Genomic DNA, 14,957 nt, shown 5'->3' with positions numbered 1-14,957 from the left:
TGCAGGTACTGGCCCATGCCCGCGGCGCTGCGGGCTATAGTTCCGCCGCCATGGATCGCCTGAAACAACTCGAATCCTTCGTCTCCGTGGCGACCCGCGGCGGTCTCACGGCCGCGGCCAAGGCCGAGGGCGTGGCGCCCGCGATCATGGGGCGGCGGCTCGACGCGCTCGAGGCGCGGTTGGGCGTCAAGCTCCTGGTGCGCACCACGCGGCGCATCACGCTCACGCATGAAGGCAGCGCCTTTCTCGAAGATTGCCAGCGCCTGCTGACCGAATTCGCCAATGCCGAAGCGAGCGTGAGCGCGGGTGGCGTCAAGGCCAGCGGCCACCTGCGCGTGACGGCACCGGCCGGTTTCGGCCGCCGCCATGTGGCGCCGCTGGTGCCGCGCTTCCATGCGCTGCATCCCGAGGTCACGATCTCGCTGAACCTGAGCGACCGCGTGGTCGACGTGCGCGGCGAGAGCTTCGACTGCGCGGTGCGCGTGGGCGACATGCCCGACTCGTCGCTGGTCAGCGTGCGGCTGGCCGACAACCGCCGCCGCTGCGTCGCCACGCCGGAATTCGTGCGCCGCCATGGCATGCCGCGGCATCCGAACGAGCTGTCGCGCTTTGCCTGCCTCACGCTGTCGAGCGACGCCTCGCAGACGCGCGGCTGGGCGTTCCGTGTTCCGCGCCTCGCCCAGGGCCAGGACCAGGAGCGCCCACCAGCGGGTGCCGGCGAGGAGGGCGGCGAAGAGCTGATCTACCTGCGGCCCGAGGGCCCGCTCGATTGTTCCGACGGCCAGGTGCTGCACGACTGGTGCCTGGCCGGCCACGGCATCGCGTGGCGCAGCACCTGGGAGGTGGAGGCCGAGATCGATGCCGGCCTGCTGGTGCCGCTGCTCGACGAATTCGCCGCGCCGCCCAATGGCATCTACGCGGTCTTCGCGGGCACCAAGCACCTGCCGCTGCGGGTGCGACTGTGGCTTGATTTCCTCAAGGAGCAGTACGGGCGGCCCGAATTCTGGGGCGGCAGGAGGTAAAGCGCGCGAGCGGCGTCACAATCTGCAAGCATTTGCAACCCCATTGAAGAAGAAAGCCATCGATGACCCTCGAAGCCATCCTCGCCTACCTGCACTTGCTGGCCATCCTCACGATGGTCGTGTTCATCTCGAGCGAAGCGGCGCTGTGCCGCGTGCAGTGGCTCAATGCCGCCGTGGTGGAGCGGCTCGCCAAGGTCGACATGGTCTACGGCATGGCCGCCATCGCGGTGCTGGCCACCGGCATCGCCCGCACGGTGTGGGGCGTGAAAGGCACGGCGTGGTATTGGACCAACCCGCTGTTGCATGTGAAGCTGGGCTTGTTCATCATCATCGGCGTGCTCTCGATCTTTCCGACGCTCACCTACTTCCGCTGGCGCAAGGCGCTGCGCGCCAATGGCACGCTGCCGGCCGAAGCCGACATCCGCAAGACGCGCAGGCTGGTGATGGTGCAGGCCCACCTGATCGCGCTGATTCCGCTGGTCGCCGTGTTCCTCGCGCGCGGCTTCGGCAAGTAGGCCCGCATGGGACGCACCGGCATCCAGCTTCTGTTTGCCGGCACCATCTTCAGCAGCGCGTTCCTGCTGTTCCTGGTCCAGCCGCTGATCGCCAAGCAGATCCTGCCCTGGTTCGGCGGCTCGGCCGCCGTGTGGTCGATCTGCATGGTGTTCTTCCAGGCCGTGCTGCTCGCGGGCTATGCGTATTCCGACTGGGCCACGCGCCGCCTTCGCGTGCGGGCGCAGGCCGCGCTGCACGTGGGGCTGCTGCTGGCGAGCCTGGCGTTCCTTCCGATCGTGGTGGCCGCGCGCTGGAAGCCCACCGGCGCCGAAGACCCGGCGTGGCTGATCCTCGGGCTGCTGCACGCGACCATCGGCCTTCCGTACTTTCTTCTGTCGACCACCGGCCCGCTGGTGCAGTCGTGGGTGGCGCGCACGCCCTGGAGCGCGCGGGTGTACCGGTACTTCTCGCTTTCCAACCTGGCATCGCTGCTGTCGCTGCTGAGCTACCCGGTGCTGATCGAGCCGCGCAGCTCGCTGCTGCAGCAGGCAGGGGGATGGTCATGGGGCTACGGCCTGTTCGTGCTGCTGTGCGCCGGCACGACATTGCTTGTGGCGTACCGCTGGCCCGCGGCCGTCCCGGTGCCGCCGGCGCAGGGCCAGGCCGCGGCCGCCGACGACGGCGAGCAGCCGCCGCGCTGGTCCGACGGCCTGCTCTGGCTCGCGCTGCCGGCGCTGGCGTCGTGGCTGTTGCTGGCCGTGACCAACCACATCACCCAGAACGTCGCGGCGGTTCCGTTTCTCTGGGTACTGCCGCTCTCGCTGTACCTGTTCACCTTCGTGCTGTGCTTCGAGAGCGACCGCTGGTACCGGCGCGGCGTCTTCCTGCCGCTGGCGGCGGGCGTGCTGCTGCTGTGCGCCTTCGGGCTGCAGAACCCCGTCGGCTCGGATGTGCGCACGGGGCTGCCGATCTATGTCGGCGGCCTGTTCGTGCTGTGCATGTTCCTGCACGGCGAAACCGCCAGGCTGCGGCCGGCGCCGCGCTATCTCACGCGCTTCTACCTGATGCTCGCGCTCGGCGGCGCGCTGGGCGGTGCCATGGTGGGGCTGGTGGCGCCGCATGTGCTGCCGGCGTATTACGAGTTGGGCATCGGCCTGGTGCTGACGGCGCTCGCGGCGGCCGCCGTTCTGCGCCAGCGGATCTGGCTGCGGGTTTCCGGCGTGGCATTGGCGGCCGGCTGCGCGTACTTCCTGATGGCGCAGATCGCGAGCGACAGGTCGGACGCGCGCTACCTGATGCGCAATTTCCATGGTGCGCTGATCACCTTCGACGTGCGGCGCCTGCACCCGTCGGACAGCGTGCGGCTGCTGTCGCACGGCTCCATCAAGCATGGCGAGCAGTTCCTGGACCCCGCCCGCCGGCGCGAACCCACCACCTACTACGGCGCCACCTCCGGCATCGGCCGCGCGATGGCCGCCGCACCAGCCGGCCCGCGCCGCGTGGGGCTGATCGGCCTGGGCGCCGGCACGCTCGCAAGCTACGGCCGAAGCGGCGACGTCTACCGGATCTACGAGATCAATCCGCAGGTGTTCGAGCTCGCGGACAGCGAATTCACCTTCCTGCGCGACAGCCCGGCGCGCATCGAGCGCGTGCTCGGCGACGCGCGGCTGGCGCTGGAGCGCGAGCCGCCGCAGGGCTTCGACCTGCTCGCGGTGGATGCCTTCTCGGGTGATGCGGTGCCGGTGCACCTGCTCACGGCGCAGGCCATGGATGTCTATCTGCGGCACATGAAGCCGGACGGCGTCGTGGCCTTTCACGTGACCAACCGCTTCCTCGAACTGGCACCTGTGGTCGCGCGGATCGCCGAGCTGAAAGGCCTGCACGCGGTGCTCGTGAGCGACGACGCGCAAGCGTCGAAATCGCTCGACCCGACCGACTGGGTGCTGGTGGCTCGCGACCCGGCCGTGCTGGCGCGCGAGCCCCTGCGCGGCGTGGCCTCGCCGATCGCGCTGCGCGCCGGCGTCCGCCCCTGGACCGACGACTTCAACAACCTGCTGGGCGTACTGAAGTAGCAGCCGCCGGCGCGGCCCTCATGAAAAAGCCCGCGCGCGGCGGGCTCTTTCTTCCTTGGCGCGCAATCTTCGGCGCGGCGTGGCGTCAGGCCTTGGCGGCATCCGCTTCGCACTTCTTCATGAAGCTGTTCTTGGCGGCACCCGCGAGCGCCTTGCCGTTCTTGTCGACCGCCTTGGCCGCACAGGCGGGCGCCGCGGCTGCCTTGGCGTCCTTTTCGCACTTCTTGACGAAACTGGTCTTGGCGGCGCCGGCCAGGGCCTTGCCGTTCTTGTCGATGGCCTTGGCTTCGCAGCTCGCGCCGGCGGCGGGGGCTGCTGCGGTGGCGGGCGCTGCGGGGGTTGCCGCCGCAGGAGCGGCGGGGGTAGCGGGCGTGGCCGCGGGAGCGGTGACAGGCGCCGGAGCCTTGGCCGGGGCCTTGTCTTGTGCCTGTGCGACGCCGAAGGAGAGACAGGCGCCCAGGGCGACCAGGGAAAGGAACTTCTTCATGGTGATATGTCCTTGCAAGGTGGGTTGTGACAGGTGCCCCGCCTCGGGGCCGAGGCTTCTAACGGCCGAAGGTAACGATCGGATGACGATGGTCAACTGCGCCCGGGTTTGCCCCCGGTAAAATTCGCAGATGCTATTGGTCAAACAGGAGCTGCTCGCGGCGCTCGCGAACACGCTCGAATCCCTCTCGCCCGGCGCTGGCTCCAAAGCCGCGTTCGAGTCGCCCAAGGTGGCTGCCCACGGCGATTTCGCCAGCACGGCCGCCATGCAACTCGCCAAGCCGCTCGGGCGCAAGCCGCGCGAACTGGCCGAGGAGCTCAGTGCCGCGCTGCTCGCCACCCCGGTTTTCGGCCAGTGGGTCGAAGCCATCGAGATCGCCGGCCCCGGCTTCCTCAACATCCGCCTCAAGACCGCTGCCAAGCAGCAGATCGTGCGCGAAGTGCTGGCCGCCGGCAGCGCCTTCGGGCAACAGCCCGCCACCGGCGAAAAGGTGCTGGTCGAGTTCGTCTCGGCCAACCCGACCGGGCCGCTGCACGTCGGCCACGGCCGCCAGGCCGCGCTCGGCGACGCCATCTGCAACCTGCGCGCCTCCCAGGGCGACACCGTCTGGCGCGAGTTCTATTACAACGACGCCGGCGTGCAGATCCAGACGCTGGCCAACAGCACCCAGCTGCGCGCCCGCGGCTTCAAGCCCGGCGATCCCGAATGGCCGAGCGGCGAAAAGGCGCCCGCCTACAACGGCGACTACATCGCCGACATCGCCGAAGACTTCAAGCAGAAGAAAACTGTCAAGTCGGACGACCGCGAATACACCGCCACAGGCAACATCGACGACCTCGATTCCATCCGCGAATTCGCGGTCGCCTACCTGCGCCGCGAACAGGACCTGGACCTGCAGGCCTTCCGCGTGCGCTTCGACAACTACTATCTCGAATCGAGCCTCTACACCAGCGGCCGCGTCGAGGCTGCGGTCCAGAAGCTCGTGGCCGCCGGCAAGACCTACGAGCAGGACGGCGCGCTCTGGCTCCGGTCGACCGACTACGGCGACGACAAGGACCGCGTGATGAAGAAGCAGGACGGTACGTACACCTACTTCGTGCCCGACGTCGCCTATCACATCGCCAAGTGGGAGCGCGGCTTCCACAAGGTGGTCAACATCCAGGGCACCGACCACCACGGCACCATCGCGCGCGTGCGCGCCGGCCTGCAGGCCGCGGGCGTCGGCATTCCCGAGGGCTACCCCGACTACGTGCTGCACACCATGGTGCGCGTGATGAAGGGCGGCGAAGAGGTCAAGATCAGCAAGCGCGCGGGCAGCTACGTCACGCTGCGCGACCTGATCGAGTGGACCAGCACCGACGCCGTGCGCTTCTTCCTCTTGAGCCGCAAGCCCGACACCGAATACACCTTCGATGTCGACCTGGCCGTGACCAAGAACAACGACAACCCCGTGTACTACGTGCAGTACGCCCATGCGCGCATCTGCTCGGTGCTGGCGGGCTGGGGCGGCGATGCGGCCGCGCTCAAGGACGTGGACCTGTCGCCGATCGAAAGCCCGGCCGCGCAGGCGCTCATGCTGCTCTTGGCCAAGTACCCGGCCATGCTCACGGCCGCCGCCAAGGATTTCGCGCCACACGACGTCACGTTCTACCTGCGCGAACTGGCCGCCAGCTACCACAGCTACTACGACGCCGAGCGCATCCTGGTCGACGACGAGCCGGTCAAGCTGGCGCGGCTCGCGCTCGTCGCCGCCACCGCGCAGGTGCTGCACAATGGCCTCGCGATTCTCGGCGTCAGTGCGCCGAGCAAGATGTGAACTGACTATGAAGAAGACAACCAGACAACGCGGCAACATCGTCATCGGGCTCATCGTCGGCCTGGTGCTGGGGTTGGGTGTCGCGCTGGGCATCGCGGTCTACGTGACCAAGGTGCCGATCCCGTTCGTGACCAAGACCCAGCGCGGCGGCGCCGAGCAGGACGAAGCCGAAGCCCGCAAGAACCGCGACTGGGACCCCAACGCGCCGCTGGCGGGCAAGGCCGGCGCGCCCAAGCCGCCGGCCGCGGCCGGCCCGGTGGCACCACCGGCCGGCGGTGACACCGCGGCCGTGGCGCCGGGTGCGGCGCCGCCCGCTCCGCCGGTGCCGGTGGTGGTTGCGCCGAAACCCGCGCGCCCGGCGCCGGTGCCGGCCGAGGCCAATTCCCTGCCGCCGTCGAACGATCCGCTCGGCGACCTGGCCCGTGCGCGCGCCGGCGGCAGCAGCGGCAGCACCACCACGGCTTCCGCCGCGCCCAGCAGCAACAGCGCGGCGCCGGGTGCCGATCCGTTCATGTACTTCGTGCAGGCGGGCGCCTTCCGCACCACCGACGATGCCGAGGCCCAGCGCGCCAAGCTGTCGCTGATGGGCGTCGAGGCCCGGGTCACCGAGCGCGAGCAGGCCGGCCGCACGGTCTACCGGGTGCGCGCGGGCCCGTTCAACAAGAAGGACGACGCCGATCGCCTGAAGGAGCGGCTCGACAGCGGCGGCCTCGAATCGGCGCTCGTGCGCGTGCAGCGCTGAGCTCGTCGGCAGCCGTCACGGATATTCTTTAAGCTTCGCCGCGCGGCACGGGCCGCCGCCAGGATCGTCCTGGGCATGCCGCAAGCGGGAACTCCGCGCGGCGCGCCGGCTCAGTCTGCCGTACCCAACAGGAGAACTCTTTCAATGAAACGTCGTGACTTTTCGCTGGCCGCCACCTCGCTGGGCCTGCTTTCGCTGGCTGGCAACACCGTGCACGCCCAGGCGCGCGCGCCCAAGGCCGGCACCGAGTACCTGGTGCTCGACAAGCGCGTGCCGGTCGACGCGCCGGCGGGCAAGGTCGAGGTGATCGAGTTCTTCTCGTACAACTGCCCGCACTGCAACGACTTCGAGCCGCAGCTGGAAGCCTGGCTCAAGACGGCCCCCAAGGAAGTGGCCTTCCGCCGCGTGCCCGTGCCTTTCGTGGGCAACGACGTCGAGGCCAAGCAGCGCCTGTACTACGCGCTCGAAGCCATGGGCAAGATCGAGGAATTCCAGCCGAAGGTCTTCAACGCGATCCACAAGCAGCGCCAGAACGTGAACGGCGATGCCAACATCATTGCCTGGGCCTCGGCCAACGGCCTGGACGGCGCCAAGTTCAAGGAAGTCTTCACCTCCTTCGGCGTGGCCAGCAAGGCCAAGCGCGCCGCGCAGCTGACCGACGCCTACAAGGTGGCCGGCGTTCCGGCGCTGGCCGTGGCCGGCCGCTGGTACGTGGACGGCGAACTGGCCGGCAACATGACCAAGGCGCTGCAGGTCACCAACTACCTGATCGGCGAGGCCAAAAAAGGCTGACCCCAGGCTGCGCGGCACTTCGTGTCCGCTGCGCCCACCCCTTGCAGGGGGCGACACCTGCGGCCCGGCAAAGCCGGTTCCGCGGTGTCTCCCGATGGGGACACCGGCCCGCCTCGGCGGGCCTTTTTCATCGGCGGTGGTGGCTGGGGTTAATCCGCCGCATACAATGGTTCAGAGCAAGTTTCGTGCCTCTATGACATTGCCCTCCTATCCTCACACCATCCCCTTCGTTCGCCGCATCGGCCGCCTGGCCGCTGGCGCGCTGCTGCTGGCTGGCCTCGCCTCGGGTGCCCTGGCCGAGACCGCCGACCGCAGCAAGCCGATGAACATCGAATCCGATGCGATGCGCTACGACGATCTCAAGCAGACGAGCGTGTTCACGGGCAACGTGCTGGTCACCAAGGGTACGATCATCATCCGCGGCGCGCGCATCGACGTGCGCCAGGACGCCGAGGGCTACCAGTACGGCGTGGTCACGGCGGCGCCCGGCAAGCGGGCCTACTACAAGCAAAAGCGCAATGCGCCCGACGAGTGGATCGAGGGCGAATCCGAAGTCATCGAGTACGACAGCCGCGCCGACAACGTCAAGTTCATCCGCAATGCCGTCATGCGCCGGCTGATCGGCGCCACGCCCAACGACGAGAGCACCGGCGCGCTCATCGTCTACGACCAGAGCAACGATACCTACACGGTCAACGGCTCCACCGTGCCGCCCAACACGGGCGTGAACGCACCCGCGGGCGGGCGCGTGCGGACCATCCTCACGCCCAAGAGCGCCACCGCGCCGGCCCCCGGGGCCTCGGCGCCCGCCGGCGGACGGGCCGCGCCGGCGGCGGCCGCGCCCCAGCCGGCGCCCGGCGCCGGCCTGCGCTCGACCACCACGCTGGGCGGCGAAGGGGAAAGGCGCAAGTGATCGAAACCGCTGGAACCCAGAACGCCGACGGCACGCCGGGCAGCCGCCTGGTGGTGCGCGGCCTGCAGAAAAGCTACGGCAGCCGCAAGGTCGTGCGGGATGTCTCGCTCGACGTGCAAAAGGGCGAGGTCGTGGGGCTGCTCGGCCCCAACGGCGCCGGCAAGACCACTTCGTTCTACATGATCGTGGGGCTGGTGCGGGCCGATGCGGGCGAGATCACCATCGACGGCGAACCCATCGCCCACATGCCGATCCACCGGCGCGCGCGCATGGGCCTGAGCTACCTGCCGCAGGAAGCCTCGATCTTCCGCAAGCTCACGGTCGAGGAAAACGTACGCGCCGTGCTCGAGCTCCAGCGCGAACCCGACGCCAGCGGCAAGCCCGCGCCGCTGAGCCGGGAGCGCATCGAAGAGCGCCTCTCCGGCCTTTTGGCCGACCTGCGGGTGGACCATCTTCGCGACTCGCCCGCGCTCGCGCTCTCGGGCGGCGAACGGCGCCGGGTCGAGATTGCCCGCGCGCTGGCCACGCAGCCGCGCTTCATCCTGCTGGACGAGCCCTTTGCCGGCATCGACCCGATCGCGGTGATCGAGATCCAGCGGATCATCAGCTTCCTGAAGGAGCGCGGCATCGGCGTGCTCATCACCGACCACAACGTGCGTGAAACGCTGGGCATCTGCGATCACGCGTTCATCATCAGCGACGGGCATGTGCTGGCACAAGGCACACCCTCGGAGATCGTCGACAACGCCGAAGTACGCAGGGTGTACCTCGGCGAGCACTTCCGGATGTAAGGGAGGAGTCGGTCTCCATGAAGCAAGGGCTGTCCCTTCGCGTTTCGCAGCACCTGGCGCTCACGCCCCAACTGCAGCAGTCGATCCGGCTGCTGCAGCTGTCCACGCTCGAACTGAGCCAGGAAGTGGAGCAGATGCTGGACGAGAACCCGTTCCTCGAACGCACCGCGGAAGAAGCCGCGCGCGAGGAATTCGGGCTCGACGCCATCGACACGCCGGTGCCGCGCGACGAGGCCGGCGAGGCGGCCGAGGGCGAATTCGTCTCGGCCCCCGTCAGCAGCACGACCACCACGTCCAGCGAAACCGCCTCGACGGCCGAGTCCGAGGTTCCCGCCGCCGACGCCACCGAGCGCGAGCCCGACTGGGAAGGCGACGGCACTGTCGACATGGCGCCCGACGACAGCGAATGGGGCAGCGATGCCCCCGCGCGCCAGAACAACCTGGGCGACGACGAGCGCGCCGACGCCACCGAACTCGCGCGCAGCCAGGAATCGCTGCAGTCCTTCCTGCACCGGCAGGCGCTGAGCCTGCGGCTCAACGAGAACGACAGCGCCGCACTGCGCTTCCTGATCGAATCGCTCAACGACGACGGCTACCTGGAGGATTCGCTGCCGGCGCTGGCCTCGGGCCTCGCGGGCGACGACAACGACCAGTTCGACGAACTGGTGCACCACTTCCAGGTGGCGCTCGGCCTGCTGCAGAGCCTGGAGCCCGCCGGCGTCGGCGCGCGCGACCTGGGCGAATGCCTGTGCATCCAGCTGCGCGCGCTTGCCAGCGAAAGCGAGACCGAGGAACAGGCGCTGGTGCGCAAGACCGCCATCGCCATCTGCAAGCAGCCGATGGAGCTGCTCGCGCGGCGCGACTTCAAGCGCCTGGCCACGCTCACGCGCACCAACGAAGAGGTGGTGCGCTCGGCGCTGCAGGTCATCTCGCGGCTGGAGCCCAAGCCGGGCCGCCGCTTTGTCGACGTCGAGCGCAACATCGTCATTCCCGACGTGATCGTCACCAAGATCGGCCGCGGCACCAACGCCAAGTTCCGCGTCATGCTCAACCCCGAGGTGATGCCGCGGCTGCGCGTGCACGACATCTATGCCGGTGCGCTCAAGTCGCACAAGGGCGAGGGCAGCCAGGCGCTGTCGCAGCGGCTGCAGGAGGCGCGCTGGTTCATCAAGAACATCCAGCAGCGCTTCGACACCATCCTGCGCGTGAGCAACGCCATCGTCGAGCGGCAGAAGAGCTTCTTCGTGCACGGCGAACTCGCGATGCGGCCGCTGGTGCTGCGCGAGATTGCCGACGAACTCGGCCTGCACGAATCGACCATCTCGCGCGTGACCACGGCCAAGTACATGTCCACGCCTTTCGGCACGGTCGAGCTCAAGTACTTCTTCGGCTCGGCGCTCGGCACCGAGACCGGCGGCAATGCGTCGAGCACCGCGGTGCGCGCGCTGATCAAGCAGTTCGTGAGCTCCGAGAGCATCAAGAAGCCGCTGTCCGACAGCCAGATCTCCGAGATGCTCAAGGAGCAGGGCATCGAGTGCGCGCGCCGCACCGTGGCCAAGTACCGCGAAGCCCTGCGCATCGCGCCGGCCAACCTGCGCAAGGCCCTGTAGAAAGCCGCCGATGGCCCGCCGCCTGCTGTCGCGCTGTGGGCAATGGGTCTTCGCCATGGCGGCGGCGCTGCTCTTCGCCGGCTGCGCCACCCTGCCCGACGAGGCGCCGCGCCCCCCCACCAAGGCCATCGCCGCCTCGGCCGACACCGCGCTCGGCAAGATCGCGCTGGCCTCGCAGCCCGACCCCGACCTGAGCGGCTTTCGCCTGATGCCGGGCGGCGACTTCGCCTTCGACACGCGCATCCAGCTCGCGCGGCGCGCCCAGCGCACGCTCGACGTGCAGTACTACCAGATCGAGAACGACGAGACCGGCCGCTACCTGCTGCGCACGCTGCGCGATGCGGCCCGGCGCGGCGTGCGCGTGCGGCTCCTGATGGACGATCTCTACACCTCGGGCGAGGACGAGCTGCTGCTCGGCCTGGCCGCCACGCCGAACGTCGAGCTGCGCCTGTTCAACCCGTTTCCGGCCGGGCGCGGCAGCCTGCTCAGGCGCTTCACCGCTTCGCTGTTCGACTTCAGCCGCGTCAACCGGCGCATGCACAACAAGCTCTTCATCGCCGATGGCGCCATGGCGGTGGCGGGCGGGCGCAACATCGGCAACCAGTATTTCAGGCGCACGGCGGGCGAGAATTTCATCGATCTCGACACCTTCGTGGCCGGGGCGCTGATTCCGCGCCTGGGCGCGCTGTTCGACCAATACTGGAACAGCGCCTACGTGCGGCCGGTCCAGTCGGTGGTGGCCAGCGAGCTGCCGCCGGACGAGTTGCAGGCGCGCTTCGAAGCCGCCACCGGCCCGGGCACCACGCCGCCGCCGCCCCGGCCCGCGCCCAACGACCTGCTCGGCTACAGCCCGATCGCCGAAGACCTGGACGCCGGCAAGCTCAACCTGATCTGGGCCCTCGCCGAGGCGTACGCCGATTCGCCCGAGCGCGTGATCGGCAAGACCGCCTCGTACGGCGGCGTGCCGCTGCTCGACGTCGACAGCGTGCGCTACAACGTGGTCGAGCAGATGCGCCGCGCGCGCTCCGAGGTGACGCTGGTCTCGCCCTACCTGATTCCAGGCAAGGCGGGGCTCGAAGTGATGCGCGAGATCCGCCGCCGCAATGTGAAGATCAGCATCGTCACCAATTCCTTCGCCGCCACCGACGAGCCGCTAGTCCACACCGCCTACCGCCGCTACCGGCCCGAGATGCTCGAACTCGGCGCCGAGCTGTACGAACTGAGCACCACGCGCACGCGGCGCAGCGTGCGCCTCGGCCTGTTCGGCACTTCGGTGGGCCGGCTGCATGCCAAGTCGGCGGTGATCGACCGGCAGGTTCTTTTTGTCGGCTCGATGAATTTCGACCCGCGCTCCGAGACGCACAACACCGAGATCGGCCTTTTCATCCGCAGCCCCGAGATGGCGCAGCAGACGCTCAAGCTCATCGAGGTGCTGAAGCAGCAGGGCGCCTACCGGCTGCGCTTTGCGAAGGACAGCGGCAATGCGCGCATCGAGTGGATCAGCGAGGAGGAGGCCGGCAGGACCATGGTGCTGGCCGAGGAGCCCGATTCGGATTTCTGGGGCCGCACCATGCTCGAGCTGCTGGCGCCGCTGACGCCGGAAAGCCTGCTGTAGCCCGGCTCAACTGCCGCGCACGCCCGACAGCAGCTTGAGGCCCAGCAGCACCATCACGCCGCCGGCCGCGCGGTCGATCCAGGCCTTGTAGCGCAGGTAGGCCGAGCGCGGCGCCGCCGACGACAGCGCCAGAGCGACGATCGCGTACCAGCCCGTTTCGATGCAGAAGATCACCGCCGGCACCGCGAGTGCCAGTGCCAGCGGCACCTCGCGCGGCAGGAAGGCCGCGAAGATGCTGGCGTAGACCACGGCAGTCTTCGGATTGCTGATCTGCGTGCCCATGCCCAGGAGAAACGCGCGACGTGCATCGCCCGTGCCTGCGGCCGCGCGTTCGTCCTGCGCGGCGGCCAGCGGCTCGCGCGCACCGCGCCAGATGCGGATGCCCAGGTATACGAGGTAGGCACCACCGAGCAGCTTCACCGCCAGGTACAGCGCCGGAACCGCGAGGAACGCCGCCTGCAGCCCGGCCAGCGCCGCAATCGCGAACACGACGCCGCCCGCGCCCATGCCCAGCGCCGCGGCCAGGCCGTCGCCGCGCGACGACGACACGGCGGTGCGCGCCACCATGACGAAGCTCGGACCGGGGCTCATGGCCCCGACGATCATCGCGCCCGCAATGCCCAGCAACGGAACCGTGATGCTGCTCATGGTTGGCTCCTTCTTCTATTGCTGCACGTTGACCGCTTCGACCTGCACCAGCAGCTTCACCTTGTTCTCGAAGCCGAAGTTCAGGCCCCAGGTGATGCCCCAGTCGCTGCGCTGCACCGTGGTCTCGAAGTCGCCGCCGCAGACCTGGCGGTTGATGAGCGGGTTCAGGTAGCAGTTGAAGCGCACGGCCTTGAGCGTGACCGGCCTGGCCTGCCCCATCAGCGTGAGCGTGCCCGGCACGTCGACCACCTTGTCGCCGTTGAACTCGATGCGGTCCGCCACGAAGCGGCCGGTCGGGAATTCGGCCACGTTGAAGAAGTCCTTGCTCTGCACGTGGCGGTTGAGCAGGTCGACGCCGGTGTTGATGGAGCTGATGTCCATCGTGATGTCGACCTTGCCGCTGCTGCCGGTGCCGTCGATCTGCACCGAGCCGTCCTTGGTGCTGAAGCGGCCGCGGTTGGTGGTGGTGCCGTAGTGCCCCATCTCGTACATCACGAAGGTGTGGGTGGGGTCGATCACGTAGCTGGCGTTCTTCACCGGGCCGCCTGCGGGCTTGGCGGCGACAGGCGGGGCGGTGTAGTCCTGTGCCAGGGCGGGGGTGGCAAGGGCCACCGCAGCAGACAGCGCGGCAGCGAGGAGGAGCTTCTTCATGGCAATGGGCGTGCGTGGCGTGAGAAAGAAGTAAAGAATTTCAAAGCGGGCCGAGTCCCGCGAGCGTGAGCCTGAAGCGAACCAGCACCTCGTTGCCGACCACCGAGGTGTCCGTCCATTCGCCGTCGCCCACCTTGTAGTCGAGCCGCTGGATCGTAAAGCTTCCGCTGGCCACCGCGTGGCCGTTGGCCGGTGCAATGCTCACCGGCACCGTGACCTGGCGCGAGATGTTCTTGATGGTGAGCTTGCCCGCCATCTCGAAGCGGCCGTCGCCCAGCGCCTTGATCGCGCTCGACTGGAAACTGGCCCGCGGAAAATGCGCCGTGTCGAACCACGGTGCCTTGGGCAGTTCGGCGTCGCTCATCGGAACGCCGAGCGATGCGCTGGCCGTGTCGATCTGCAATGCGACGCTGCCGCCTTCGGGCTTGCGCGGGTCGAAGGCCACCTGCGCATCGAACTTCTTGAACGTGCCCTCCACGGGCACGCCCATCTGCTTGCTCACGAAGGCGATCTGGCTCTTGTCCGCGACCAGCCGGGTGGCCGCTGCGGGCTCGGCGAGCGCGGGCGCCAGGGCGGCGAATGCCAGGGCTGCAAGACAGAAGATGCGCTTCATCCGGCGGATTCCTTGCGTGGCGCGGGCCACATGCGTTTCAAGATGCCATCGCGGTCGATCCAGTGGTGCTTGAGCACTGCCACGACGTGGAGCAGCGCCACCGCGGCCAGCGCGAAGGCGCTGCCCTTGTGCAGCGGCTTGAGCACGGCCTCGGCCCATTCCTTGTCGACCGGCACGAAGTCGGGCAGCGGCAGCACGCCGAACCACACGACCGGAAAGCCCAGCGCCGAGCTGTAGGCCCAGCCGAACAGCGGAACCGCGAGGAACAGCAGGTACATCAGCGCGTGGCTCGCCCGATGGGCGCTGCGCTGCCAGCGCGGCATGGCGGCCGCCGCATCGGCCGGCAGCGGCGGCGGCGGACGGTGCAGCCGCCACAGCAGGCGCACGGCCGACAGCAGCAGGATCGTCACCCCGGTCCATTTGTGCCAGTTGTAGAGCTTGATGCGCCCCGGCGAGAGCGGCAGGCCGGTCATGTAGAGGCCGATGCCGAGCGAACCGATGATCAAGGCCGCGAGCAGCCAGTGGAGCGCGATCGCGACCGGGCCATAGCGCAGTTCGCGCAGGGCGCGCGGATCGGCGGGCGCATCGGCGGGCGCATCGGCCGTGGCGGCGGGATGGGAGGGTGTGTCGATGGACATCGGAAGCAGGACCGGCGGCCTGTGCGCGGAGCATATATCGGAAGCTGCGAAG

General features: G+C 68.8%; 15 protein-coding genes. 10 read left to right on the top strand and 5 right to left on the bottom strand.

The window, feature by feature from the left end; translation table 11 throughout:
- Window positions 1-50 precede the first annotated feature (50 nt).
- From L1081_RS17905 to L1081_RS17895, 3 genes are all read left to right on the top strand, one after another.
- Window positions 51-1,022 (top strand): LysR substrate-binding domain-containing protein, encoded by a 972-nt coding sequence (locus L1081_RS17905; RefSeq protein WP_489413376.1) that lies wholly within the window; start codon window positions 51-53, stop codon window positions 1,020-1,022.
- 62 nt (window positions 1,023-1,084) lie between these two features.
- Entirely contained in the window at window positions 1,085-1,537 is a 453-nt protein-coding gene (locus L1081_RS17900) for a DUF2214 family protein (protein ID WP_047784255.1), read from the top strand.
- Between the two features lie 6 nt (window positions 1,538-1,543).
- A complete protein-coding gene (locus L1081_RS17895; RefSeq protein ID WP_489413375.1) occupies window positions 1,544-3,589 on the top strand; it encodes a fused MFS/spermidine synthase in 2,046 nt (681 codons plus the stop codon).
- A gap of 85 nt (window positions 3,590-3,674) precedes the next feature.
- On the opposite strand, the gene L1081_RS17890 is transcribed toward L1081_RS17895, so the two are convergent.
- Window positions 3,675-4,076, bottom strand: a complete 402-nt coding sequence (locus tag L1081_RS17890) for a hypothetical protein (RefSeq protein WP_489413374.1) — start codon at window positions 4,074-4,076, stop codon at window positions 3,675-3,677.
- A 130-nt stretch (window positions 4,077-4,206) separates the two neighbouring features.
- Between L1081_RS17890 and argS the strand changes: the two genes are divergently transcribed.
- The 7 genes from argS (at window position 4,207) to L1081_RS17855 (ending at window position 12,355) form a co-directional block, all read left to right on the top strand.
- Window positions 4,207-5,892: an arginine--tRNA ligase gene (argS, locus tag L1081_RS17885; RefSeq protein WP_489413373.1), complete on the top strand. Its 1,686-nt coding sequence runs from the start codon at window positions 4,207-4,209 to the stop codon at window positions 5,890-5,892.
- A 7-nt stretch (window positions 5,893-5,899) separates the two neighbouring features.
- Complete coding sequence (locus L1081_RS17880; RefSeq protein WP_489413372.1) at window positions 5,900-6,634, top strand: SPOR domain-containing protein; 735 nt, start codon at window positions 5,900-5,902, stop codon at window positions 6,632-6,634.
- 144 nt (window positions 6,635-6,778) lie between these two features.
- Window positions 6,779-7,426: a DsbA family protein gene (locus L1081_RS17875; RefSeq protein WP_489413371.1), complete on the top strand. Its 648-nt coding sequence runs from the start codon at window positions 6,779-6,781 to the stop codon at window positions 7,424-7,426.
- A gap of 193 nt (window positions 7,427-7,619) precedes the next feature.
- Window positions 7,620-8,339: a lipopolysaccharide transport periplasmic protein LptA gene (gene lptA / locus L1081_RS17870; RefSeq protein WP_489413370.1), complete on the top strand. Its 720-nt coding sequence runs from the start codon at window positions 7,620-7,622 to the stop codon at window positions 8,337-8,339.
- Window positions 8,336-9,130: an LPS export ABC transporter ATP-binding protein gene (gene lptB, locus L1081_RS17865; protein ID WP_489413369.1), complete on the top strand. Its 795-nt coding sequence runs from the start codon at window positions 8,336-8,338 to the stop codon at window positions 9,128-9,130. The genes lptA and lptB overlap by 4 nt, the downstream gene beginning before the upstream one ends.
- A 17-nt stretch (window positions 9,131-9,147) precedes the next feature.
- The gene (locus tag L1081_RS17860) at window positions 9,148-10,740 is read left to right on the top strand and encodes an RNA polymerase factor sigma-54 (protein WP_489413368.1); all 1,593 of its coding nucleotides are present in this window, start codon (window positions 9,148-9,150) and stop codon (window positions 10,738-10,740) included.
- A gap of 10 nt (window positions 10,741-10,750) precedes the next feature.
- Window positions 10,751-12,355 carry a phospholipase D-like domain-containing protein gene (locus tag L1081_RS17855; protein WP_489413367.1) on the top strand — a complete coding sequence of 535 codons (1,605 nt, stop codon included), beginning with the start codon at window positions 10,751-10,753 and terminating at the stop codon, window positions 12,353-12,355.
- A gap of 6 nt (window positions 12,356-12,361) precedes the next feature.
- Here L1081_RS17855 and L1081_RS17850 read toward each other — a convergent pair whose 3' ends face one another.
- From L1081_RS17850 to L1081_RS17835, 4 genes are read right to left on the bottom strand one after another with little or no spacing between them, the layout of a single operon-like run.
- Complete coding sequence (locus tag L1081_RS17850) at window positions 12,362-13,003, bottom strand: LysE family transporter (protein ID WP_489413366.1); 642 nt, start codon at window positions 13,001-13,003, stop codon at window positions 12,362-12,364.
- A 15-nt stretch (window positions 13,004-13,018) separates the two neighbouring features.
- Window positions 13,019-13,654, bottom strand: coding sequence for a YceI family protein (locus tag L1081_RS17845; protein ID WP_489413365.1), 636 nt, complete (start codon window positions 13,652-13,654; stop codon window positions 13,019-13,021).
- A 40-nt stretch (window positions 13,655-13,694) separates the two neighbouring features.
- Window positions 13,695-14,267, bottom strand: a complete 573-nt coding sequence (locus L1081_RS17840; protein ID WP_489413364.1) for a YceI family protein — start codon at window positions 14,265-14,267, stop codon at window positions 13,695-13,697.
- Window positions 14,264-14,905: a cytochrome b/b6 domain-containing protein gene (locus L1081_RS17835; protein ID WP_489413363.1), complete on the bottom strand. Its 642-nt coding sequence runs from the start codon at window positions 14,903-14,905 to the stop codon at window positions 14,264-14,266. Before L1081_RS17835 ends, L1081_RS17840 begins: the two co-directional genes overlap by 4 nt.
- Between the last annotated feature and the right edge of the window lie 52 nt (window positions 14,906-14,957).

It is taken from the genome of Variovorax sp. MSC1_012 (assembly GCF_023667525.1).
GTDB classification, from domain to species: domain Bacteria; phylum Pseudomonadota; class Gammaproteobacteria; order Burkholderiales; family Burkholderiaceae_C; genus Variovorax; species Variovorax beijingensis_B.
The sequence above is the reverse complement of the archived record's forward strand: the minus strand, read 5'-3'. Positions and strand labels throughout refer to the sequence as shown.